We start from the raw sequence: 22701 nt of genomic DNA, 5'->3' as shown, positions 1-22701 counted from the left end.
CCACATCCACGAAGAGGAGAACAACTCATGGACGACAACGCCCGCTACCAGGTGCTCCGCAACGACGAGGACCAGTACTCCCTGTGGCCCGCCGACCTCGATGTCCCCGACGGCTGGCAGCCCGTCGGCAAGGAGGGCACCAAGGACGAGTGCTCGGCTTACGTCGACGAGGTGTGGACCGACATGCGGCCCCGCAGCCTGCGCGAGCGCATGGCCGACTCGGGTTCCTGAACGGCGTCCCGGCGCACGCCGGGGAATCTCCGGGGCGCGGTGTCCGTTTCCGCCCGAGAGGGCCGAGGGCCGGACACCGCACCCGCAGGAGGCAACCCATGTACGGCGACACCGCGACGATCCGCACGATCCTGGGCGAGCTGGGAGACACCTGGGCGGTCGTCGGCCTGTCCTCCAACCAGGCCCGCGCGGCCTACGGCGTGGCCGGGGTGCTCCAGCGCCACGGCAAGCGCGTCGTGCCCGTGCACCCGAAGGCCGAGACGGTGCTCGGCGAGCCCGGATACGCCACGCTCGCCGAGATCCCGTTCCCGGTCGACGTGGTCGATGTGTTCGTCAACTCCGAGCTGGCCGGGCCGATCGCCGACCAGGCGGTGGAGATCGGCGCCAAGGCGGTGTGGTTCCAGCTCGGCGTCGTCGATCCGGCGGCGTACGAGCGGACCCGTGCGGCGGGTCTCGAGATGGTGATGGACCGCTGCCCCGCCATCGAAATTCCGCGGCTGGGCCGGTAAAGGGTTTGGGCGCGGTGCGGCCCGGCGGTTAGCGTCCCTCCATGATCCCCATACGTGCCGCCCGTCCCTCCGACGCCCCTGAGCTGGTCCGGATGCGCAGGCTGATGTTCCTCGCGATGCGCGGTGAGGACGAGCCGGGCCCCTGGGAGGCGAGAGCCGAGGAGATCGCGCGGCGGCAGCTGAGCGATCCGGAACCCGCGCTCGGCGCGTTCGTCGTGGACGGGGATGAGCCAGGTGCCCCGCACCTCGCGGCGTGCGCGGTGGGACGGATGGAGGAGCGGCTGCCCGCGCCCGTCCACCCCACGGGGCGCTTCGGGTTCATCTTCAACGTGTACACCGACCTCCGCTACCGGCACGCCACGGACGACGCCGAGGAGCTGTACCGGAGCCTGGGCTTCGCCGAGCACTCCACCGCCCTGTCGCTGGATCTGTCCGGGCGCCGGGGCTGACGGCTACGCGCCCAGCCCCTCCAGCACGACCGCGCCCGGCAGCCCGGCGAGCACCTTGCCCGGCACGATGAGCTTGCCCCGGCGGCTGCCGCTGCCGATGAGCGCGTACGGGATGTCGGCGACGGCGGCGTCCAGCAGGAGCGGCCAGTCGGCGGGCAGCCCGATCGGGGTGATGCCGCCGAACTCCATGCCGCTCTCACCGGTCGCCGTACTCGTAGGCGCGAACGACGCCTTGCGGGCGCCCAGATGGCGGCGTACGACACCGTTGACGTCCGCGCGGGTGTGCGCGAGGACCAGGCACGCGGCGAGCGTGACCTCGCCACCCCGCTTCCCGGCGACCACCACGCAGTTGGCGGACTGTTCCATCAGCCAGGAGCCGTAGTTCTCCACCAGCACGGCGGTGTCGGCCTTGTCGGGGTCGGTGTCCACGTACAGCACCTGCTCCACCGGGCCGGTGCCGCGCCAGTCGCGCAGCGCGCCGGCGACCGGAGCGGTCAGCAGATCCAGGCATTCCACGGCGGGCCGGACCTCGTCGAAGGCGTCCATGGGGGTAGGCATGGCGACAACGTAACAGCCGTACGGGGGCTGGGACGGGCCCCGCTCAGCGCGGGGGCGGGATGGACACCGCCAGGGTCATGGTGACGGTCTCCTCGCCGTCGTTGCGATAGGCGTGTGGCACGTTCGACTCGAAGATCGCCGAGGTGCCGGCGGGCACGGCGTGCTCCTGGTCGTCGACCACGAGCGTGAGCTCCCCGTCGCGGACGTGCAGCATCTCGACGGTGCCGGGCGGGTGCGGATCCGAGTCGCTGCCATCGCCCGGCATCAGCCGCCAGTCCCACAGCTCCAGCGGCCCCCGTGCCTCCGTCCCGACGAGCAGCACGGTGTGGCTGCCCGCCTCCGTGGACCACATCCGCACCGCCTGCTCGGGCGGTACGAGCCGCACCCGCGCTTCCTGCTCGTAGTCGAGCAGGGTGGTGATGCTCACGCCGAGCGCGTCGGCGAGCTTCACGGTGGTGCCGACGCTCGGGTTCGTACGGGCCTGCTCGATCTGGATGATCATCCCCCGGCTGACCCCGGCGCGGGTGGCGAGGGCGTCCAGGGTGTAGGCGCGTTCGTTGCGCCAGCGCTTGAGGTTGCGGGCGAGCGACTGCGTGAGCTGATCGAGGTCGGTCACGGCATCCCGTCCATTCCGGGTCGTCCACTATTATGAATGGCGTAGTCGAACAAAGTGAACTATGCTGCGGTGTACTCCAGCGTCCATCACACTGTACGGCGAGGTTTCCCCATGTCCGCACTCTTCGCTCTGGCCACCAGCCTCATGTGGGGGCTGGCCGACTTCGGCGGAGGGCTGCTCACCCGGCGCACCCCCGCGCTGACGGTGGTTGTCGTCTCGCAGGTCATCGCGGTGACCGTGCTCGGCGCGATCGTGGTGGCCACCGGCGGCTGGTCCGAGGCCGGGCCGCAGCTGTGGTTTGCCGCGGCGGCGGGCGTGGTGGGCCCGGCCGCCATGCTCTGCTTCTACCGGGCGCTCGCGCTCGGCCCGATGGGCGTCGTCTCCCCGCTCGGGGCCCTCGGCGGGGTCATGGTGCCGCTCGCCGTCGCGATCGTGCTCGGCGAGCGGCCCGGGCTGCTCCAGCTGGCCGGGGTCGTGGTGGCGGTGGCCGGGGTGGTGCTGGCCGGCGGGCCGCAGACCGGCGGAGCCCCCGTCCACCGGCAGACCCTGCTGCTCACCCTGGTCGCCGCGCTGGGCTTCGGCTCGGTGATGGCGCTGATCGCCGAGGCGTCCTCCACCCTGACCGGGCTCTTCCTCGCCCTGTTCGTGCAGCGGGTGTGCAACGTGGTGGTCGGCGGCGGCGCGCTGCTGATCTCCGTACGGCGCGGCACCCGCGCGCTGCCCGAGGGCGGCCTGCGCGTCGTCGCGGGGTCCCTGCCCGCGCTCGCCTTCGTGGGGCTGGCCGACGTCGCCGCGAACGGCACCTACAACCTGGCCGCCCACCACGGGCCGGTCACCATCGCCGCCGTACTCGCCTCGCTGTACCCGGTGGTGACCGCGCTCGCCGCCCGCGGGCTGCTGGGCGAGCGGCTGCGCGCGGTGCAGGCGACCGGCGCCGGGCTCGCCCTGGTGGGCACCGTGCTGCTGACGACGGGCTAACGTGCCGGGGACGGCAAGCATGACGGACCGAAGGAGACGGCAGTGGCGGAGCGGGCGCTGATCGCGGGAGTGGGCGGCAAGGAGCCGAAGGTCGACCCGGAGGCGTTCGCCGCCCCGACCTCCGTGGTGATCGGCGATGTGTCGGTGGCCGCGGGGGCGAGCGTCTGGTACCACGCCGTACTGCGCGGGGACGCCGAGTCGATCAGCGTGGGCGCGTACAGCAACATCCAGGACAACTGCACCGTGCACGCCGACCCCGGCTTCCCGGCCACCGTCGGCGAGCGGGTGACCGTGGGCCACAACGCGGTGCTGCACGGCTGCACCGTCGAGGACGACGTCCTGGTGGGCATGGGTGCCACGGTGCTGAACGGCGCGCACATCGGCGCGGGCTCGCTGATCGCCGCCCAGGCGCTGGTGCCGCAGGGCATGCGGGTGCCGCCGGGCTCGCTGGTCGCGGGGGTCCCGGCCAAGGTCAGGCGCGAGCTGACCGAGGAGGAGCGGGAGCACGTCCGGCTCAACGCGGAGGGCTATGTGGACCTGGCCCGCCACCACCGCGCGGCGACGGAGGAGCGGGCCGGCAAGGAGTGACGGCAGGCGGCTACTCGGCGGCCGGGACGGGCTCCGGCTCGGCCGCCTCGGACCCGGTCGCCCCGGTGGTGGGCACCGACTGCCGGACGGCCTCCTCCTGCGCCTTCTGCTGGGCCTTCTTCGTGCGCCACTTCATCACCAGCATCGAGCCGAGGCCGAAGGCCAGGGCGGCCACGAGCCCGAGGTAGGAGAAGCGCTTCAGCCAGTCCTCGGCGACCTTGCCGACCGAGTAGATGACCGCCGTGGTGCCGCCCGCCCACACGATGCCGCCGAGCACGTTGGCGATGGCGAACTTCCAGTACGGCATGCGCAGCACACCCGCGAGCGGGCCCGCGAAGATCCGCAGCAGGGCGATGAAGCGGCCCACGAAGACCGCCCACATGCCCCACTTCTGGAAGGATCGCTCGGCGTTCGCCACATGCTCGGCGCTGAAGTGCTTGGGGAACTTACGGCCCAGCCAATCGAGCAGGGGCTTGCCGCCCTTGCGGCCGATCAGATAGCCGATGGAGTCGCCGATCACGGCACCCGCGATGGCACAGGCACCGAGGATGTAGGGGTTGATGTGGTCCTGCGACGCCGCCAGCAGGGTCGCGCTGATGAGGACGATCTCCCCAGGGAGCGGGATGCCCAGGCTTTCGAGGCCGATGACCACGCCGACCAGCAGATACACACTGATCGCGGGTACGGTGTTCAGCCATTCCTCGATGTGCAACGCCGGTTCCCTCCCGTATGCCGATCCATGGTCGGCGCACGCCCGATCGAGCGCACTTAGGAAGCGTACTCAATCGGCGCGTCCGCCACATTCCACGATGCGTGGTCCCGGCCACATCGGCTCGCCGGGCGGCGCCGTACGAGGGGGAGGCGCCCCCATACGAGGGGCTTCACACGAGAGGAGGGGCGCTCCTCAGCCCTGCGGCCGCAGCGTCCAGGTGACGGACATCTCCCCGGTGATCGCTCCGTCCTCGCGCGTGATCTCGATCGTCACGGGGAATTCGGGGCGCTCGCCCGCGTCGAGTCCGGCCACCACCTCGGCCACGGGCCGACCGAGCCGGGCGGTCGCGGTGACCGGCCCCTTGGCGAGCTTCTTGTAGTCGATCTCCGCGCGCACGGCCAGCGGCACGGCGCGCTGGAGCTGGTCACCGAAGGCGGCGAGCACGATCGCGCCGGACGCGGATTCGGCCAGGGTGAACATCGCCCCCGCGTGTGGTCCGCCGACGTGGTTGTGGAAGTCGGGCTGGTCGGGCAGGCGCACCACGGCACGTTCGGCCGACGCCTCGACGAATTCCAGGTTCAGGGTGCGGACCATGGGCACGGTGGCCGCGAGCATGTCGCCGATCGACTGCATTGTCTCTGACATACCTTGGAAGTTACCACCGAGTAGCAAAGTCGGGGAAGGGGCGGCCGTCGCCGCTGTCGGTGGCCCCCTCTATCGTTATCGGCCATGTGGCCAGGACAGCAGCCGCCCGGGGGCGAGCAGAACCCGCAGGATCAGAACCCCTATCGGCAACCGGGGTATCAACAGCCCAACCCGTACCAGCAACCGGGCTATCAGCAGCCGAATCCGTATCAGCAGCCACAGCAGCCGGGCTACCCCGGCCAGCAGGGCCAGCCCGCCCAGCAGGGGCACCAGCCGGGTTACGGACCACCGCAAGGCCAGCCCGCACCTGGCTGGAACACGCCCTCCGGACCGGCCGGGGCTCCGCCGCCGCCGGACAAGAAGAAGCGCACCGCGACCATCGCCATCGTCGCCGCGGTGGCGGTCGTCGCGGCGGCCGTGATCACCGGCGTCGTCATCCTGAACCAGGACGACGGCAAGGACGACCAGGCGAAGGACGACAAGAAGCCCGCCGCCCCCGCGTCCTCCTCCGCACCGGCCGAGGACCCCTCCGCCGGGGATGAGGACAACCCGCGCGCCGGTGGCGGCGCGGCCGAGGTGAAGCCGGTGATACCCGGCTGGCAGACGGTCGTCAGCCCCAAGCGGCACGACGCGTTCGACGTGCCCGCGAACTGGACGGTGAAGAAGCCGGACCTGAGCATCGGCTTCGAGGACGAGAAGGGCAACCCGCTCGTCATCATGTCCGCTCCGGCCAAGTACAAGGAAAACGCCTGCTCGGTCAAGAACGACAGGGGCGAGGAGGAGACCAGCGGAATCGCCGGGACCGGCACCAAGGGCGCGCAGGGCGCCAAGACCGAGGCCTCCGCCGCCAAGACCGAGGCCGAGAACTGGGTCTTCGCCGCCTTCGACCAGAAGCAGACCGGCACCCGCAAGGTCACCGACGCCAAGCCGTTCAAGAGCAAGCACGGGCTCAAGGGCTACACCTCCACGGCGACGGTCACCGGCGTCAAGAAGACCGACAAGTGCGTCACGGACGGCAAGGCGGTCACGGTCACCTACACGGACATCAACGGCGACTTCGCGACGTGGGTGCTCTACTCCGCCAAGGGCGTCAAGGACGAGGTTCCGGATGCCACCATCAAGAAGATCATGAGTTCGCTGCGCCCGGTGAAGGGCGAGGGCTACTGATCGAAGCGGCCGGAATTGGGTTGGACGCCGGGGCCCACCGCCGGGGATAGTCCGCTGCGTGACCACTCCCCCGGCTCCGCGTCCTCGACCGCACCACCCCGCCTGGGCGGGTCGCAACTACACGCTGCTGACCGCCGCGGCGATGGTGACGGGCCTCGGAAACTCCGGGGCCCTCATCGCGGCGGCGTTCGCGGTTCTGGACGCGGGCGGGGACGGCGGCGATGTCGGGCTCGTCGCCGCCGCCCGCACCCTGCCGCTCGTCGCCTTCCTGCTGATCGGCGGCGCGGTGGCGGACCGGCTGCCGCGGCACCGGGTGATGGTCGCCGCCAACGCCCTCAACTGCGCCTCGCAGGCCCTCTTCGCGGTGCTCGTGCTCACCGGCGAGGCGCGGCTGTGGCACATGGCCGTGCTCGCCGCACTCAGCGGCATCGGGCAGGCGTTCTTCGGACCCGCCGCCGAGGGCATGCTGCTCTCCAGCGTCACCGCCGAACAGCCCGGCCGCGCCTTCGCGTTGTTCCGCATGGGCACCAACGGCGCGCAGATCGGCGGCGCCGCGCTGGGAGGCGCGCTGGTGGCGATCGTCGGCCCTGGCTGGGTGCTGGCCATCGACGCCGCCGCGTTCGCCGCCGCCGGAGCGCTGCGCGCCCTGCTCGACGTCAGCGACATCGCGCCACGCGAAACCGGCGGCGGCATGCTGCGCGATCTGCGCGAGGGCTGGCAGGAGTTCATCGGACGGCCCTGGCTGTGGTCCATCGTGGTGCAGTTCTCGGTCGTCAACGCCGTGGTGAGCGCGGCCGAGGCGGTGTACGGGCCGCTGGTGTCCGAGGAGCGGCTGGGCGGGGCGCGGCCCTGGGGGTTCGCGCTCGCGGCGTTCGGCGCGGGCACCCTTGTCGGCGGGCTGACGATGACGCGCTGGAGACCGCGCCGGCTGCTGTTCGCGGGCACCCTGTGTGTGCTTCCCCTCGCCCTGCCGTCGGCCGCGCTCGCCGTCCCGCTGTCCGCGCCCGCGCTGTGGGCGGTGATGTTCGTCACCGGGGCGTCGGCCGAGGTGTTCGGGGTGTCCTGGATGACCGCGCTGCACCACGAGATCCCCGAGGACAAGCTGTCCCGGGTGGCGGCGTACGACTGGATCGGCTCCATGGCCCTGGTCCCCGTCGCCACCGCCCTCGCGGGCCCGGTCGAGAGCGCCTTCGGGCGGTCGGCCGCGCTGTGGGGCTGCTCGTCGCTGATCCTGCTGCTGACCCTGGCGGTGCTGTGCGTACCGGACGTACGGCGGCTGCGGCGCCGCGAACCGAAGCCGGTCGCCGAGGGGATGCCCGCCACGTCGCCGATGGTGCACTGAGCCCGTCAATCACTGAGCCCTGGTTACGTGCCGTACCGTCAGCCGACGCTGAACGCGCCGCTCGGCGGCTCCGGCGACGGCACCGCGTCCTCGTCCCGCACCGGCGCCGCGTCACCCGTGAACCGCTCCAGCGCCGCCCCGTGCTCCACCCGCGCCGGGAACGCGTCGGCCGCGGTTCGCCGCGCCAGCGCGGCGATCGGCAGCTCGCCCTGCGAGGCCACCAGCACCGCGTTCCCGAACCGGCGGCCGCGCAGCACCGCGGGCTCCGCGATCAGGCACAGCTGCGTGAACGCGGTGCGGAACGTGGCCAGTTGGGATCGGAGGAAGGTGAACGGCGCGCTGTCGGCGAGGTTGGCCAGGTAGGCGCCGCCGGGGCGCAGCACCCGGGCCGCGGTGCGCGCGTACGCGACCGACGTGAGATGCGCGGGCACCCGCGAGCCGCCGAACACATCGGCCACGATGACGTCGGCGGACCCGTCGGGCGCGGCCTCCAGCGCCGCGCGGGCGTCCGCCCGGCGCACTGTGATGCCCGCGCCGCCCGGCGGCAGCGGCAGCCACTCGGCGACCAGCTCCAGCAGCCCGCCGTCGGCCTCGATCACCTGCTGCCGGGAGCCGGGCCGGGTGGCGGCCAGATAGCGGGGCAGGGTCAGCGCCCCGCCGCCCAGGTGCAGGGCGTCGAGGGGCGCGCCGGGCTCGCCGGTCTCGTCGAGGACGTGAGCGAGCCGGCGCGCGTACTCGAACTCCAGATGGCCGGGGTCGTCCAGGTCGACGTACGACTGGGGTGCACCGTCCACCGTGAGCAGCCAGGCGCGCGGGCGGTCCACGTCCGGCATCAGCTTGGCGGTGCCGTGGTCCACGGTCCGGGTCACGGGTATCGGCTCGTTCACCGTCCCATTGTGCCGTCCCGGGCAGGCCACGGCTCCCGCTCGCCCTCCCCGGCGGGGGTGGGCGAGCGGGGGCCTCCCTGCGGCCTGCGGGCCTGCCCTACGGCTGGTCGAGCACGGTGAGCACCGTGCCCGCGCCCACCGTGCGGCCGCCCTCGCGGATCGCGAAGCCGAGCCCCGGCTCCAGCGGCACCGCGCGGCCCAGTTCCACCGTCAGGGTGACGGTGTCACCGGGGCGGGCCACCCCGGCGGCCCCGAGGTCCACCTCGCCGACCACATCGGCCGTGCGGAGGTAGAACTGCGGCCGGTAGCCGGTGACCACCGGGGTGCGCCGGCCGCCCTCCGCCGCCGACAGCACGTACACGCTCGCCGTGAAGCGTCGCCGGGGGACGACGCTGCCGGGCGCCGCGGCCACGTGCCCGCGGCGCACCGCGTCCCGTGCCACCCCGCGCAGCAGCAGCGCGACGTTGTCGCCCGCCTCGGCGGACTCCATGGGTTTGCCGAAGGTCTCGACGCCCGTGACGACCGTCGTCACGTCCGCGCCGAGCACCTCGACGCGGTCGCCGACCCGCACCGTGCCGCGCTCGACGGCGCCGGTGACCACCGTGCCGCGGCCGGTGATGGTCAGCACGTTCTCCACCGGCAGCAGGAACGGGGCGTCGGTGTAGCGCACCGGCGTCGGCACGTAGATGTCGACGGCGTCGAGCAGCGCCTCGATCGCCCCGGTCCAGCGCGGGTCGCCGTCCAGCGCGCGCAGCCCGGAGACCCGTACGACGGGCGTGGTCTCGCCGGGATAGCCGTGCGCGGACAGCAGCTCGCGCACCTCCAGCTCGACCAGGTCGGTGAGTTCGGGGTCGCCCGCGTCGGCCTTGTTGAGGGCGACGACGATGTGGTCGACGCCCACCTGCCGGGCGAGCAGCACGTGTTCGGCGGTCTGCGGCATGACGCCGTCGAGCGCGGAGACGACGAGGATGGCGCCGTCGAGCTGGGCCGCGCCGGTCACCATGTTCTTGATGAAGTCGGCGTGCCCCGGCATGTCGACGTGCGCGTAGTGCCGGGTGTCGGTCTCGTACTCGACGTGCGCGATGTTGATGGTGATGCCGCGCGCGGCCTCCTCCGGCGCCCGGTCGATGCGGTCGAACGGCACGAAGGTGCCGCCGGAGCCACGCTCGCTGAGCACCTTGGTGATGGCGGCGGTGAGCGTGGTCTTGCCGTGATCGACGTGGCCCATGGTGCCGATGTTCAGGTGCGGCTTGGTGCGCACGTAGGACTGCTTGGGCATCTTGGACGTGGTGGACATGCGGGCTGTTCCTCCTCGGAACGACAAGGGAAGAGCGGACCCCAGTGCCTGGCCGACCCTCCCCTGGTGGGGTCCGTCGGAGTGGTCCGAGGAGGGTCAGCTTCGGGCGCCGTCGAAGGGTCCGACTGTCACGGCCACGGCGGCAGCGGCAAGTGCCATGGCGATGGCGGCGGCTGCGGCAGCGGTGGCGTCGGAGAAGGCGACGTCGAAGACGGTGACATCGAAGAGAATGGCGGCAGCCTTCGGCGCGTCCGCGACCGCGGACGTCGTCATGAGGAAGGCATACCGGAACATGCCGTGATCATTGCGCACCGTTCGGTCTCCGTCGAATGGTTTTCGCGGCGCACGGGGCCGGTGCGGCGGGTGCGAACCCCTGCGGTCAGGGAGGCGGTTGTCCGAGCCCTTCCATGTATCGGCGAGGCGACAACCAGCCGACGAGCGGACGACATCACAGCGCGCCGCCCGCCCGGTCGGTTACGCTCCCCCGATGCTCGATGTCGCCGTCCCCGCCCCCGAACCGGCCGTGCGCCGCGCCCGCGCCGTGCTGCTCTCGCCGTGGTCACGGCTGGGGCTGCTCGCCGCGCTGCTGGCCGGTTCCGCGGCCGCGGTGTGGGTGTGGCAGCCGCACCGGCTGCTGGCCGACGGCTGGCCGCCGCAGCTGTCGGGCGCGGCGGCCGTGGTGGTGTTCGCGGCCGCGTACGGGCTGTGCACCGCCGCGCTGGTGCCCAGGCCCCTGCTGAACCTGGCGGCGGGCGTGCTGCTCGGCGCGCAGGCCGGTCTCGCCGCGGCCGTCGCCGGTACGGTGCTCGGCGCCGGGGTCTCCTTCGGTCTGGGCAGGCTGCTGGGCCAGGACGCGCTGCGCCCGCTGCTGCGGGGCCGCTGGCTGGGCGCGGCCGACCGGCAGCTGAGCCGGCACGGCTTCCGCTCGATGCTGGCGATCCGGCTCTTCCCGGGCATTCCGTTCGCCGCCGCGAACTACTGCGCGGCGGTCTCGCGGATGGGCTGGTCCGCCTTCCTGTTGGCGACCGGGCTCGGCTGTGTGCCGAACACGGCGGCGTACGTGGTGGCGGGCGGCCATGCGGCCACACCCACCTCGCCCGTCTTCCTCATCGCGCTGGCCTGCATCGCCGTACCCGCCCTCGCCGGGCTCGTCGTGGCCTGGCGCAAGCGCGGCCGGCTGCGGGGCGCGTGAGGGAAGCCTGTCAGGACGCCTTCGCCGCGGCACGCGCGGACAACGGCTCGGCGATGTCCTCCAGCGGCCGCCGTTCCGCCGGTACCGCCAGGAAGGCGGCCACCAGCCCGGCCACGACCATGAGCGACGCCCCGATGCTGAAGGCCAGCACCGTGTCACCGACGACCCCGCTCTTCGTCAGCTCGGCGAAGATCAGCGGGCCGCTGATCCCCCCGGCCGCCGTGCCGATGGCGTAGAAGAAGGCGATGGCCAGGGCGCGCGTCTCCATCGGGAAGACCTCGCTGGCCGTCAGGTACGCGGCGCTCGCGCCCGCCGACGCGAAGAAGAGGACCACACACCAGCAGGCCGTCATGGTGGCCGCGTTGAGCCAGCCCCGGCCGAACATCCAGGCCGTGACGAACAGCAGCGCGCCGGAGAGGACATACGTACCCGCGATCATCGGCCGCCGTCCCAGGGTGTCGAAGAGCCGGCAGAGCAGCAGCGGCCCGAGGAAGTTGCCGCCCGCGATGACGGCGAAGTAGTAGCCGGTGTCACCGCTGGGCACCCCGAAGAATTTCACCAGGATCGAGCCGAAGCCGAAGGTGATGGCGTTGTACAGAAACGCCTGCCCGATGAAGAGGGCGAGCCCCAGCACGGCGCGCCGCGGGTACGAGAGGAAGAGCGTACGGGCGATGTCCACGAACCCGGTGCTCTTCCGGGGCCTGATGGTGATGGTCTCGGACGGCTCCGGAAGCGTCACGCCCCGCTCCCCCTCGATCCGCCGCTCGACCGCCTCGACCAGTTCCTCGGCGCCCTCCGACCGGCCGTGGATGAACATCCAGCGCGGGCTCTCGGGGACATGGCGGCGCACCAGGAGGATCACGAGCCCGAGGACGACGCCGAGCGCGAAGGTGAGCCGCCAGCCGATGTCAGCCGGGAAGAAGCGGGTGTTGAGCATCACGACGGACAACAGCGAGCCGCCCACGGCGCCGAGCCAGAAGCTTCCGTTGATGACGATGTCGACGCGACCCCGGTAGCGGCTGGGAATCAGCTCGTCGATCGCGGAGTTGATGGCCGCGTACTCCCCGCCGATGCCGAGGCCGGTGAGGAAGCGGAAGAGGTAGAACCACCAGAAGGAGAAGGACACTGCGGTCAGCGCGGTGGCGGCGAGGTAGACGCCGAGCGTGATGAGGAAGAGTTTCTTGCGGCCGTGGCGGTCGGTGAGCCAGCCGAAGAACAGCGCCCCGGTGCAGGCCCCGGCGACGTAGAGCGCGGCGGCCATGCCGGTGACCTGGGCGTCGGTGATGGCCAGCCCGCTGCCGGGCTCGGAGAGGCGGCTGGCGATGTTGCCGACGACGGTCACTTCGAGGCCGTCCAGGATCCATACGGTGCCCAGGCCCACGACGACCATCCAGTGCCAGCCGGACCAGGGGAGCCGGTCCAGCCGGGCAGGGACCTTGGTGGTGACGATCGAGGCGTCCCCGTCCCGGGGCGCCGTCCCACTGGTGGCCATGAGGCTCCTCGGGGCTGCTGGGCTCCTACGCCTGTGAGCGACCGCCGAGTACCCCTGTTCATATGGGTAAACCGGCCATCGGACCAGGCCCTTGGCAGGCCGTCCGCCCGGGGACGCTACGCTGCCACCACAACCGGTTGCCGGTCGCCCGGCCATCGGTCTTCCCCTCGGCCACCCCGCCTGTTCCGGCACGCCCCGGAGCAGCGCATGATCAGCCTTTGGATAGCGTAGACGCAATGTCGTGGTTTGAATCTTTCATCCTCGGGCTGGTCCAGGGGCTGACCGAGTTTCTTCCGATCTCCTCCAGCGCCCATCTGCGCCTCACCGCCGCCTTCGCGGGCTGGAACGACCCTGGCCCCGCCTTCACGGCCATTACCCAGATAGGCACCGAGCTGGCGGTGCTCATCTACTTCCGCAAGGACATAGCCCGGATCGTGAGCGCCTGGTTCCGCTCCCTGTTCAACAAGGAGTGGCGCGGCGACCACGATGCCCAGATGGGCTGGCTGGTGATCGTCGGCTCGATCCCGATCGGTGTGCTCGGCCTCACCCTTCAGGACGCGATCGAGGGCCCGTTCCGCGATCTGCGGCTCATCGCCACCACCCTCGTCGTCATGGGCGTCGTGCTCGGCTACGCGGACCGGCGGGCCGCACGCGACGAGACGGGCGGCAAGCACCGCGTCGCGAAACAGCGCAAGTCGCTTCAGGAGCTGAGCGTCCGGGACGGGCTGATCTTCGGCATATGCCAGGCGATGGCGCTCGTCCCCGGTGTCTCCCGGTCCGGCGCGACCATCAGCGGTGGTCTGCTCATGGGCTACACCCGCGAGGCCGCGGCCCGCTACTCCTTCCTCCTCGCCGTCCCGGCCGTACTGGCCTCCGGGATCTTCGAACTGAAGGACGCGTCCGAGGGGCACACCGAGTGGGGTCCGACGATCTTCGCGACCGTCATCGCCTTCGTCGTCGGCTACGCCGTCATCGCCTGGTTCATGAAATTCATCTCCAGCAAGAGCTTCATGCCCTTCGTCATCTACCGGATCCTGCTGGGCCTGGCACTGTTCGCCCTGGTCGGCCTCGGCGTGCTGAGCGCACACGCGGCCGAGTCGGCGGGCTGACCTTCACCATCCGACGTTCAGGATGAGGGATGGGCCGCCGGCCGAGGAGGGAGGAGGTCCGGCGGCCCCTTCGCTCAGGTCTGGCGCCCCCTGAGCGGTATGCGATCAGTCAACCGCCACGGGACGCCCGGCGGGAGGGTGTGCGATAGATATATGCAAGCACTCTGGTCACACGGGGTGTGAAAGCATCACACACCGTATGACCTCTCCCCCGAGCTGCGGCTCATCCCTCCCCACTCCTCCCCTCACGCACCAGCCCCACCAGCTCCCCCAGCTCCGAGACCCGCCAGTCCGCCCGCGCCACGTCATCCCCGGCGGCCCACAGATGCCCCCAGGGCCCCCGGCGGACGTGCGCGGCCCGCAGCCCGGCGGCCCGCGCCGCCCGGATGTCGAACGCCGGATGGTCGCCCACGTACAGCGTCCGCTCCGGCACGGCCCCGCCCAGCTCGACGACTCGCGCGAAGAACCCCGGATCGGGCTTGGCCACTCCCCACTCGGCGGACGTCGCGACGGCATCCACCGGCAGCTCCAGCCCGCGCAGCAGCTCCCCCATGCGCGCCGGCTGGTTCCCGGCCACCACGATCCGCACCCCCAGCGCACGCAGCGCCCCGAGCGCGGGCCGCGCGTCCGGATACAGATCGCGCTCCTCCAGCCAGTCCCCGCGCCCTGCCGCGTCCCACGCCCGCCGCTCCGCGGCGACATCCACCCCCGGCTTGACCAGCCGGATGGCCTCCCCGTCGTCCCGCCCCTGCGCGACGACGGCCCCCACCAGGGCGGACAGCGTATGCGGGGGCACGCCGAGCCAGTCGGCCCACGCGGCCCAGTAGCGGTCCTCCCGCACCAGCGTGGAGCCGACGTCGAAGGCAACGACGTCAATCACCGCACCGCCCCCTTCCCCCGCTCCCCCTGCTCCCCCGCCCAGTCCGCGTACCGGACGCGCTCGATCTCCAGCACCTCGCCGACCGTCCCCCACTCGTTCTTCCCCAGCCGCGCCAGCGGCCGCAGCCTGCCCACCTCCGGATGCCCGTCGACCATCACCCCGTCATCGACCGCGGCATGCACCACCCGCCCGAACACCACGGTGGAGTCCCCCAACAGCACGGTGCTGTGCAGCTCGCACTCCAACGCCACCGGCGACTCCGCCACCCGCGGCGGCCGCACCCGCACACTCTCCTCCCGCGCCACCCCCACCGCTTCGAACTCACTCACCCCGCGCGGAAAGTCCGTAGCCGTCCCGTTGATCATCTCGAACATCCGCTCCGGGGCGAGGTTCACCACGAACTCCCCGGTCTCCTCCACATTGCGCAGCGAGTCCTTCCGCCCGACGGACGTGAACTGCACGACCGGCGGGGACACGCAGGCGACGGTGAAGAAGGAGTGCGGGGCGAGGTTCGCCGACAGCGTGTCCGGGTTGACGGTGGACACCCAGGCGATCGGCCGGGGCACGACGACCGAGGTCAGCAGCTTGTAGAAGGGGTTCCGGCCGACGGTCTCAGGATCAAAGTCGATACGCATGCGCCCCAGTATCCGCTGGCGGCGGCAGCGCATCCCAACGGCGTTCCGCGGTCTCGCCCAGCCCCTGTGTGCGGCGGAAGTGCCCGGTGCCGGAAGGCAGGAGCATCCGGAGCCGAACGCCCCCGCCGCAGGCCCGCCGCGGCCGCGGCGCCCTCAACCAGGTCACCGGCTGTCGGCGCCAGTTCGGCGATCCCGTCGGCCACCATCTGCCGTGCTCCGGCCAGGTCCCACTGCCGGGTGGCAGACCCCCGCACACCAGGCAAAGTGTCCGGGCGCCGAGTTGTGCGGCCTCGTCGAACGCGCGGCGGTTGTCCTCGATGTGCCGGGTGCTCCTGGCATCGGTGCGAGTGCTGGACGCCTGAGGGGAGAGCCATGATGGGCCGGTGTCGGCGCCGGTTCGGTGCCGATCCGTGGATCTCGCGATCACCCCCGGCCGGTGCTGGTACGGATGCGGCCGAGCCGGGCAGCGAACAGGGCGGTGCCGATGGCCAGCCCCGCCAGGACGTAGGCGGTGAGGTCGAAGGCCCGTGCGAAGTCGTCGACGTCGGCGTCCGGGCCCGGAGACTGCGGATTGGCGCGCAGGAAGCCGCGGTACAGAGCCCCGATGAGGGCCACCCCGAAGGCCATCCCCGCCTGGGTGACGGTGTTCAGCACACCGGAACCGGCGCCCGCGTCGTCCGGGTGGACCCGGGAGAGGACGGTGTCCACCAGCGGTGCGACGACCAGACCCTGCCCGAGTCCGGAGACACCCATCACCATCGCGAGCCAGATGGCCTGGTCTCCACGGTCCAGACCGGTGACGGCGGGCACGGCGGCGAGACCGGCCGCCATGACGAGGCCGCCGGCCACCGAGACCCCGATACCGAACCGGGCGGCGAGTTTGCGGCAGGCGGCCGAGGCGGCGATGAACCCGAGGCCGAGCGGCACGAACACCAGGCTCGCCGCCATCGGCGTCAGCTTGAGGCCCGACTGCAGGTGGTAGGTGAGCACCAGGAAGAGCCCGGCGTTGCCGGAGAAGAACAACAGCACGGTGACCATGCTGAGGGGGAACCCGTCGGCCCGCAGCAGGCGGGCAGGCAGCAACGGGTCACTGCCCTCGGCCTCCATTCGGCGTTCCCAGCGCAGGAAGGCCACCGCACCGGCCGCGCTCAGCGCGAAGCAGAGATACGTCCACCACGGCCAGGCGTGCTCGGCACCGACCACGAGCGGGATGAGTACCAGGGGCAGTAGCAGGGCAGTGAAGACCGCGCCGACGATGTCGAGGCGCGGCAGGTCGGCACTGCGGCTCTCGCTGACGGCGGGCACGGCCGCGGCCAGGATCGCCGCACCGATCGGCAGGTTGATCAGGAAGATCATGCGCCAGCCCAGTCCGGCCACGTCGAGGTCGAGCAGGAAACCCCCGCCGACGAGGCCGGCGATGACTCCCGCGCCGATGGAGGCACCGTAGGCGCCGATGGCACGGGCACGGTCGCGTTCGTGCACGAAGACGGACCGGATGAGCGAGAGCACCTGCGGCGTCATCACCGCGGCCGACAGGCCCTGGAGCACACGGGCGGCGATGAGGGTGGCCGGGGACGGCGCGAGCGCGCACAGCAGGGACGTCAGCATGAAGGCGGCCACGCCGTACTGGAAGGTCCGTTTGCGGCCGGCCCGGTCACCGAGACGGCCGCCGGTTACGATGCCCGCCGCGTACGCGATCACATAACCGTCGATCACGAACTGGAGTTGGCCGAACCCGGCGTGCAGGTCTGCCTGGATGTCCGGGGCGGCGACGTTCACGATGAACATGTCGATCTGGCTCATGAACATCGCCAGCAGGACCACGGCGAGTCCGGCCCAGTCCCGCCGGGTGGCTCGGGACGAGCCGGGTGGGGCGGGGCTCCCGGACCCGGCCTTCGGAGGCGCTTTCCTTGTCTCTGTGCACATATGACCACTCGTTGTCGAAGGTGTGATGGCGGAAGCGGCGCCGCAACGTCTGACGTTTAGCAGCTAAATTCAGCACCCGGTCGGCGCTGATGGCTCACCGGGTGATGACTTGGCCGACGCCATCGCGGGCGCCTGGAGCCGCGAGCGGCCCCAGGCGCCGGTGGACTCCATCGGTGTGGTCACGAGGATCTGGCAGCTCGCCAAGCGCTTCGGCGAGGGCCGCGGGCGGGTCCTCGCCGAAGCGGGGATCGACCCGCCGACGCTGGACCTGCTCAGCGTGCTGCGCCGCAGCGGACCGCCCTACACCATGAGCACGCGGGACCTCGCCACGCACTCCCTGGTCACCGCGGGTGCCATCTCGCAGCGCGTCGCACGCGCCGAGCGCGAGAACCTGGTCGTGCGTCGCCCCGCACCAGGACGAAGCCGTGCGGTCCTGGTCGAGCTGACCCCGACCGGGCACCAACTGGTGGAGCGCACGGTCGACCAGGTCCTCGCCCGCGAGGCACAGCTCCTGGAACCCCTGAGTCCGGACCGGCGCGAAAAGCTCGCCGAACTGCTGCGCGAGCTGCTCGCCGACGTACAGAAGCAACTGAACGTGCAGGGGGTGTCCCACGTGGGACACAGGGACACCGAACAACCGGGAAAGGGCTGAGCCCCGGTCGGCGCCATGGCCATCGTCACCACGCCGGTCGGCACGGTTGCAACACGCAGAGGGAAAATGAGGAGCGGTGCCCGAGCCACCTGACCGGGTGGCACGGGAACATGGTCCGAGGCCGGCGCGCCCCCAGATTCAAGGAGGTCATGGTCGACATGTCCAGCCGTCCCACGATCCAGCATGTGGTCCCGCTCGACGAGTGGAACGCCCATCCCGACGGAGCCTACGCGCCCGCGTCCCTCACGGAGGAGGGGTTCGTCCACTGCTCACCCGACGAGGAGACAACCCTCGCCATCGTCAACGCCTTCTACCAGGACGCGCCGAAACCGTTGCTGACCCTGGTTCTCGACGTGGACCGGCTCGTCTCGAGGTGCATATGGGAGGCGGCGGCGCCCGTCCCGCCGCCGGGAGTCGCGAAGAGCACCCTGTTCCCCCATGTCTACGGGCCTCTCGATCGGGACGCCGTCGCGCGGGTTCTGGAGGTTGAGTGGGACGACCAGGGCCGGGCGACAGGGCTCAAAGAGAGGGACTGAACGGCGACCGTCGTGACGCCCGTTCAGCCACGGCCGGATCCGTGCCGCCAACCGCGGGGATCGCCTGTGGCCCGCGGGTGGGGGATATCTGCCCGGGTCCGGGCGGCTGGGCCCCGGTTCGGCGCACCGCTCGCGCCCCTTACCGCGGGGCCGGGCCACCGCCCCTCCACCAAGTGTGGGTCTCCGGTGCTCGGGCCGGTGCGGGGGCGCTGAGCACCGCGCCCGAGGCTGCCGTCGGATTGGTCAGCCCATGCCGGGCGGTGGTGGCCACCCCACACCGCGAGGGGCAATCAAGGGCTGACACCGTGACGGGCACACAGGGCCCGCCTCCCCCGAGCCGGCAACGGCAGCGCATCCCCACGACGATCCGCGGTCGAGATCCCGCCCCAGGTCCTGCCTGTTCTCGGCCATCGTTGCCTCAGCGGGCTCCTAGAGCATCAGCCGCCGGCCTGCATGGAAAGGTCGAGCCACCTACCAATGTGACCTTGGATTACAAGGCAACCCCCCAGGGGGCTGCTCGGCGCGAGGCTTCAGCACGTCAGCGACCTCTGCGCCGCCGACCCGGGCCTTCTGTGGCTCAACCAGTACGCCAACGAGAACAACTGGCTGGCCCATGACAAGAGCACCGGGCCATCGATCGCGCAGAGCTGCCCCGATGCCGAGATGGGCACGTCGGCGGCGGGTGGCGGGCGTGCCCGCGGTCAGACGTTGCGCCGGTATTCCCCGCCGACCTCGAAGAAGGCCTCGGTGATCTGCTGCAAGGAGCAGACCCGGGCGGCGTCCATCAGCACCGCGAAGACGTTGCGGCCGCTGGTTGCGGCTTCCTTGAGGGCGGCCAGGGCGGCGGGCGCCTGCTCGCCGTGGCGTGCCTGGAAGTCGCCGACGCGCTTCAACTGGGAATGCTTCTCGTCCTCGGTGGCACGGGCCAGCTCGACGGCCACCTGCCCCTGTTCGGTGTCGGCACCGGGGTGGCGGAAGGTGTTGACGCCGATGATGGGCAGGGTGCCGTCGTGCTTGCGCTGCTCGTACAGCATGGACTCGTCCTGGATACGGCCGCGCTGGTAGCCGGTCTCCATGGCCCCGAGCACACCGCCGCGCTCGCTGATCCGCTCGAACTCGCCGAGCACCGCCTCCTCCACCAGGTCGGTGAGCTGGTCGATGACGAAGGAACCCTGCAACGGGTTCTCGTTCATCGCCAGGCCCCACTCCCGGTTGATGATCAGCTGGATGGCCAGGGCGCGGCGTACCGAGTCCTCGGTGGGGGTGGTGACGGCCTCGTCGTAGGCGTTGGTGTGCAGGCTGTTGCAGTTGTCGTAGATGGCGATCAGCGCTTGCAGGGTGGTGCGGATGTCGTTGAAGTCCATCTCCTGGGCGTGCAGGGAGCGTCCAGAAGTCTGCACGTGGTACTTGAGCTTCTGGCTGCGCTCGTTCGCCCCGTAACGTTCCCGCATGGTCACCGCCCAGATGCGGCGGGCCACCCGGCCGAGCACGGAGTACTCGGGGTCCATGCCGTTGGAGAAGAAGAAGGACAGGTTGGGGGCGAAGTCGTCGATGCGCATGCCACGGGCGAGGTATGCCTCGACGTAGGTGAAGCCGTTGGCGAGGGTGAAGGCGAGCTGGCTGATCGGGTTGGCCCCGGCCTCGGCGATGTGGTAGCCGGAGATGGACACCGAGTAGAAGTTGCGCACCTCCTTCTCGATGAACCACTCCTGGATGTCGGCCATCATCCGCAGGCTGAACTCGGTGGAGAACAGGCAGGTGTTCTGGCCCTGGTCCTCCTTGAGGATGTCGGCCTGCACCGTGCCGCGGACGCTGCGCAGCACATGCGCCCGGATCCGCTCCGCCTCCTCGGCGGTCGGCTCGTGTCCGTGTTCGGCGGCGTAGGCGTCGAGCTGCTGGTCGATCGCGGTGTTGAGGAAGAAGGCGAGGATGGTCGGCGCCGGCCCGTTGATCGTCATGGACACCGACGTCGTGGGCGATGTCAGGTCGAAGCCGTCGTACAGCGCCTTCATGTCCTCCAGGGTCGCCACCGACACCCCCGAGGTGCCGACCTTGCCGTAGATGTCGGGACGCAGGCCCGGGTCACGGCCGTAGAGGGTGACCGAGTCGAAGGCGGTGGAGAGCCGGGTGGCCTCACTGCCCTCGGAGAGGTAGTGGAAGCGGCGGTTGGTACGGAACGGATCGCCCTCACCGGCGAACATCCGCGCCGGGTCCTCGCCCTCCCGTTTGAACGGAAACACCCCGGCGGTGAACGGGAAGAACCCCGGAAGGTTCTCGGAGCGGAGGAACCGCAACAGCTCCCCGTGGTCGGTGTGGCGCGGCAGCGCCACCCGGGGGATCCGGTTGCCGGACAGTGACTCGCGGACCAGGGCGGTGCGCAGCTCGCGGTCGCGTATCGTCACGACGAGTTCGTCGCCGGAGTAGTCGCGTACGGTCTGCGCCCAGTCGGTCAGTGGCCTGCGCGCTTCCGGTGCGAAGGTCTCCTCGGCGTCCGTCAGCAGCTTTTCGACGTCGCCGGTGTTCGCGCCGACGGCCGCGAGCTCGTCCCGGACGGCGGTGAGCTGCTGGATCCGGCGCGCCTGCCCGGCCAGCACGTCGGTCCGCTCGTGATATCCGCGCACCGTGTCGGCGATCTCCGCCAGGTAGCGCACCCGGGACGGGGGCACGATCTGGGTGGCGCCACTGGAGTGGCGCACCGTCACCTCGGGAAGCGCTCCGGGCGCCAGCGGCAGGCCGCGCTCGGCGAACAGATCCCGCAGATGTTGGTACAGCGCGGTGACACCGTCGTCGTTGAAGGTCGACGCGCTGGTTCCGAAGACCGGCATGTCCTCCGGCCGCTGCCCGAACGCTTCCCGATTGCGCACCAGTTGACGGCCCACATCGCGCAGCGCGTCCTTGGCTCCGCGCCGCTCGAACTTGTTGATGGCCACGACGTCGGCGAAGTCGAGCATGTCGATCTTCTCCAGCTGGGAGGCCGCGCCGAATTCCGGCGTCATCACGTACAGCGACACATCCACGTACGGCACGATGGCTGCGTCACCCTGGCCGATGCCGGGCGTCTCCACGATCACCAGGTCGAAGCCAGCCGCCTGGCAGGCCGCGATGGCGTCGGCCAGGCCCTCGGGAATTTCGCGTCCGCCGCGAGTGGCGAGCGATCGGAAGAACACCGTGTCGCCATCCAGGCAGTTCATGCGGATCCGGTCGCCCAGCAGGGCTCCGCCGCCGCGCCGCCGGGTCGGGTCGACCGCCAGCACCGCCACCTTGAGCCTGCCCTCCTGGTCGATACGCAGTCGGCGCACCAGTTCGTCGGTCAGCGAGGACTTACCCGAGCCGCCGGTGCCGGTGATACCGAGGACCGGTGTCCGACGGGACGCCGCGGCTTCACGCAAGAGACGCTGATCCTGGTCGGTCACCGCACCGGCCTCCAGGCCGGTGAGCAACCGGGCCAGCGCCGGCCGCTCCCCCGCGAGCACCTTGTCCGGCGCGGCCGCGGCCAGATCCCACAGGGCGGTGTCGCACTCTTCGACCATCGAGTTGATCATCTTGGCCAGACCGAGGCGCTGACCGTCCTCCGGGGAGAAGATCCGCACCCCGGCGCGGGCCAGCCGGGCGATCTCCTCCGCGACGATGACCCCGCCGCCACCACCGAAGACCTTCACATGCCCGGCGCCACGCTCGCGGAGCAGCTCCACCAGGTACTCGAAGTACTCGACGTGGCCGCCCTGGTAGGAGCTCACAGCGATGCCCTGGACATCCTCTTCCAGCGCCGCAGTCACCACCTCGTCGACCGAGCGGTTGTGCCCGAGGTGCACCACCTCGGCCCCCTGGGACTGCAGGATGCGGCGCATGATGTTGATCGCCGCATCGTGCCCGTCGAACAGACTGGAGGCCGTGACGAACCGGACCGGGTGCTTCGCTCGGTAGAGGGGCTCGGTAGGGACGGCAGCAGACACGGTGTCCTCCAAGTGACCGCCGACAGGCGGTACGAACCAGCGAGATCAAGATGATTACTCAACGTGATGTACTAGGAAGCCCTAGTAAATCTGCCGACGGTGATCCGCACAAGCCGAATCCGGTGTGTGTCTGCTCTCGCTGTCAGTGCGACACGCTCGGGCAGTGGCGTGGTCCGACGTCAGCCCTTGCGGGTCTTGACCTCCTCGGTGAGCTGCGGGACGACCTCGAAGAGATCGCCGACCACGCCGTAATCGACCAGGTCGAAGATCGGGGCCTCGGCGTCCTTGTTGACCGCCACGATCGTCTTCGAGGTCTGCATACCGGCCCGATGCTGGATCGCACCCGA

23 protein-coding genes and 1 pseudogene are annotated in these 22701 nt (G+C 71.0%); 11 read left to right on the top strand and 13 right to left on the bottom strand.

Annotated elements, in window-relative coordinates:
* Positions 1-27 precede the first annotated feature (27 nt).
* The 3 genes from ACH4SI_RS17335 to ACH4SI_RS17325 all read left to right on the top strand — a co-directional run bounded on the left by ACH4SI_RS17335 (position 28) and on the right by ACH4SI_RS17325 (position 1189).
* Positions 28-231, top strand: coding sequence for an MbtH family protein (locus tag ACH4SI_RS17335; protein ID WP_398296594.1), 204 nt, complete (start codon positions 28-30; stop codon positions 229-231).
* Between the two features lie 98 nt (positions 232-329).
* Positions 330-740, top strand: a complete 411-nt coding sequence (locus ACH4SI_RS17330) for a CoA-binding protein (protein WP_398296593.1) — start codon at positions 330-332, stop codon at positions 738-740.
* Between the two features lie 41 nt (positions 741-781).
* Positions 782-1189: a GNAT family N-acetyltransferase gene (locus tag ACH4SI_RS17325; protein ID WP_398296592.1), complete on the top strand. Its 408-nt coding sequence runs from the start codon at positions 782-784 to the stop codon at positions 1187-1189.
* Between the two features lie 3 nt (positions 1190-1192).
* On the opposite strand, the gene ACH4SI_RS17320 is transcribed toward ACH4SI_RS17325, so the two are convergent.
* Both ACH4SI_RS17320 and ACH4SI_RS17315 read right to left on the bottom strand, forming a co-directional pair.
* Positions 1193-1747, bottom strand: coding sequence for a YbaK/EbsC family protein (locus ACH4SI_RS17320; RefSeq protein WP_398296591.1), 555 nt, complete (start codon positions 1745-1747; stop codon positions 1193-1195).
* Between the two features lie 43 nt (positions 1748-1790).
* Positions 1791-2363 carry a helix-turn-helix domain-containing protein gene (locus ACH4SI_RS17315; protein ID WP_398296590.1) on the bottom strand — a complete coding sequence of 191 codons (573 nt, stop codon included), beginning with the start codon at positions 2361-2363 and terminating at the stop codon, positions 1791-1793.
* A gap of 111 nt (positions 2364-2474) precedes the next feature.
* Here ACH4SI_RS17315 and ACH4SI_RS17310 point away from each other — a divergent pair, with 111 nt between their 5' ends.
* Both ACH4SI_RS17310 and ACH4SI_RS17305 read left to right on the top strand, forming a co-directional pair.
* The gene (locus ACH4SI_RS17310; protein WP_398296589.1) at positions 2475-3341 is read left to right on the top strand and encodes an EamA family transporter; all 867 of its coding nucleotides are present in this window, start codon (positions 2475-2477) and stop codon (positions 3339-3341) included.
* 42 nt (positions 3342-3383) lie between these two features.
* A complete protein-coding gene (locus tag ACH4SI_RS17305; protein ID WP_398296588.1) occupies positions 3384-3929 on the top strand; it encodes a gamma carbonic anhydrase family protein in 546 nt (181 codons plus the stop codon).
* 10 nt (positions 3930-3939) lie between these two features.
* Here the strand turns inward: ACH4SI_RS17305 and ACH4SI_RS17300 are convergent, their stop codons facing one another.
* Positions 3940-4641 (bottom strand): DedA family protein, encoded by a 702-nt coding sequence (locus tag ACH4SI_RS17300; RefSeq protein WP_398296587.1) that lies wholly within the window; start codon positions 4639-4641, stop codon positions 3940-3942.
* Between the two features lie 192 nt (positions 4642-4833).
* Entirely contained in the window at positions 4834-5286 is a 453-nt protein-coding gene (locus ACH4SI_RS17295; protein WP_398296586.1) for a DUF4442 domain-containing protein, read from the bottom strand.
* Positions 5287-5370: 84 nt separating this feature from the next.
* Between ACH4SI_RS17295 and ACH4SI_RS17290 the strand changes: the two genes are divergently transcribed.
* Both ACH4SI_RS17290 and ACH4SI_RS17285 read left to right on the top strand, forming a co-directional pair.
* Positions 5371-6453, top strand: a complete 1083-nt coding sequence (locus ACH4SI_RS17290) for a hypothetical protein (RefSeq protein WP_398296585.1) — start codon at positions 5371-5373, stop codon at positions 6451-6453.
* 58 nt (positions 6454-6511) lie between these two features.
* A complete protein-coding gene (locus tag ACH4SI_RS17285; RefSeq protein ID WP_398296584.1) occupies positions 6512-7795 on the top strand; it encodes an MFS transporter in 1284 nt (427 codons plus the stop codon).
* 38 nt (positions 7796-7833) lie between these two features.
* Here ACH4SI_RS17285 and ACH4SI_RS17280 read toward each other — a convergent pair whose 3' ends face one another.
* From ACH4SI_RS17280 to ACH4SI_RS17270, 3 genes are all read right to left on the bottom strand, one after another.
* Positions 7834-8682 carry a spermidine synthase gene (locus ACH4SI_RS17280; protein WP_398296583.1) on the bottom strand — a complete coding sequence of 283 codons (849 nt, stop codon included), beginning with the start codon at positions 8680-8682 and terminating at the stop codon, positions 7834-7836.
* A gap of 97 nt (positions 8683-8779) precedes the next feature.
* Positions 8780-9961, bottom strand: coding sequence for an elongation factor Tu (gene tuf, locus ACH4SI_RS17275; RefSeq protein WP_398297100.1), 1182 nt, complete (start codon positions 9959-9961; stop codon positions 8780-8782).
* 114 nt (positions 9962-10075) lie between these two features.
* The gene (locus tag ACH4SI_RS17270) at positions 10076-10291 is read right to left on the bottom strand and encodes a hypothetical protein (RefSeq protein WP_398296582.1); all 216 of its coding nucleotides are present in this window, start codon (positions 10289-10291) and stop codon (positions 10076-10078) included.
* Positions 10292-10466: 175 nt separating this feature from the next.
* Between ACH4SI_RS17270 and ACH4SI_RS17265 the strand changes: the two genes are divergently transcribed.
* Positions 10467-11171, top strand: a complete 705-nt coding sequence (locus ACH4SI_RS17265) for a TVP38/TMEM64 family protein (RefSeq protein ID WP_398296581.1) — start codon at positions 10467-10469, stop codon at positions 11169-11171.
* A gap of 10 nt (positions 11172-11181) precedes the next feature.
* Here the strand turns inward: ACH4SI_RS17265 and ACH4SI_RS17260 are convergent, their stop codons facing one another.
* Entirely contained in the window at positions 11182-12663 is a 1482-nt protein-coding gene (locus ACH4SI_RS17260; RefSeq protein ID WP_398296580.1) for an MFS transporter, read from the bottom strand.
* A gap of 236 nt (positions 12664-12899) precedes the next feature.
* Between ACH4SI_RS17260 and ACH4SI_RS17255 the strand changes: the two genes are divergently transcribed.
* On the top strand, positions 12900-13772 hold the full coding sequence (locus ACH4SI_RS17255; RefSeq protein ID WP_398296579.1) for an undecaprenyl-diphosphate phosphatase: 873 nt from the start codon (positions 12900-12902) through the stop codon (positions 13770-13772).
* A gap of 223 nt (positions 13773-13995) precedes the next feature.
* Here ACH4SI_RS17255 and ACH4SI_RS17250 read toward each other — a convergent pair whose 3' ends face one another.
* The 3 genes from ACH4SI_RS17250 to ACH4SI_RS17240 form a co-directional block, all read right to left on the bottom strand.
* Positions 13996-14652 carry an HAD family hydrolase gene (locus ACH4SI_RS17250; protein ID WP_398296578.1) on the bottom strand — a complete coding sequence of 219 codons (657 nt, stop codon included), beginning with the start codon at positions 14650-14652 and terminating at the stop codon, positions 13996-13998.
* Positions 14649-15287 carry a flavin reductase family protein gene (locus tag ACH4SI_RS17245; protein WP_398296577.1) on the bottom strand — a complete coding sequence of 213 codons (639 nt, stop codon included), beginning with the start codon at positions 15285-15287 and terminating at the stop codon, positions 14649-14651. The genes ACH4SI_RS17250 and ACH4SI_RS17245 overlap by 4 nt, the downstream gene beginning before the upstream one ends.
* Before the next feature lie 423 nt (positions 15288-15710).
* Positions 15711-17213 (bottom strand): MFS transporter, encoded by a 1503-nt coding sequence (locus ACH4SI_RS17240; RefSeq protein WP_398296576.1) that lies wholly within the window; start codon positions 17211-17213, stop codon positions 15711-15713.
* A 109-nt stretch (positions 17214-17322) separates the two neighbouring features.
* On the opposite strand from ACH4SI_RS17240, the gene ACH4SI_RS17235 reads away from it, so the two are divergent.
* Both ACH4SI_RS17235 and ACH4SI_RS17230 read left to right on the top strand, forming a co-directional pair.
* Positions 17323-17865 (top strand): MarR family winged helix-turn-helix transcriptional regulator, encoded by a 543-nt coding sequence (locus ACH4SI_RS17235; protein WP_398296575.1) that lies wholly within the window; start codon positions 17323-17325, stop codon positions 17863-17865.
* A gap of 149 nt (positions 17866-18014) precedes the next feature.
* Positions 18015-18401 carry a DUF952 domain-containing protein gene (locus ACH4SI_RS17230; protein ID WP_398296574.1) on the top strand — a complete coding sequence of 129 codons (387 nt, stop codon included), beginning with the start codon at positions 18015-18017 and terminating at the stop codon, positions 18399-18401.
* Positions 18402-19102: 701 nt separating this feature from the next.
* On the opposite strand, the gene icmF is transcribed toward ACH4SI_RS17230, so the two are convergent.
* Together icmF and ACH4SI_RS17220 are read right to left on the bottom strand one after the other, a co-directional pair.
* Positions 19103-22354, bottom strand: coding sequence for a fused isobutyryl-CoA mutase/GTPase IcmF (gene icmF, locus ACH4SI_RS17225; RefSeq protein ID WP_398296573.1), 3252 nt, complete (start codon positions 22352-22354; stop codon positions 19103-19105).
* Between the two features lie 179 nt (positions 22355-22533).
* Positions 22534-22701, bottom strand: a pseudogene (locus ACH4SI_RS17220) (electron transfer flavoprotein subunit alpha/FixB family protein); the annotation flags it as partial.

Source organism: Streptomyces sp. NPDC021212, from assembly GCF_044332925.1.
In the GTDB taxonomy this organism is placed as follows: domain Bacteria; phylum Actinomycetota; class Actinomycetes; order Streptomycetales; family Streptomycetaceae; genus Streptomyces.
This window is presented reverse-complemented; position numbering and strand designations above follow the sequence as displayed.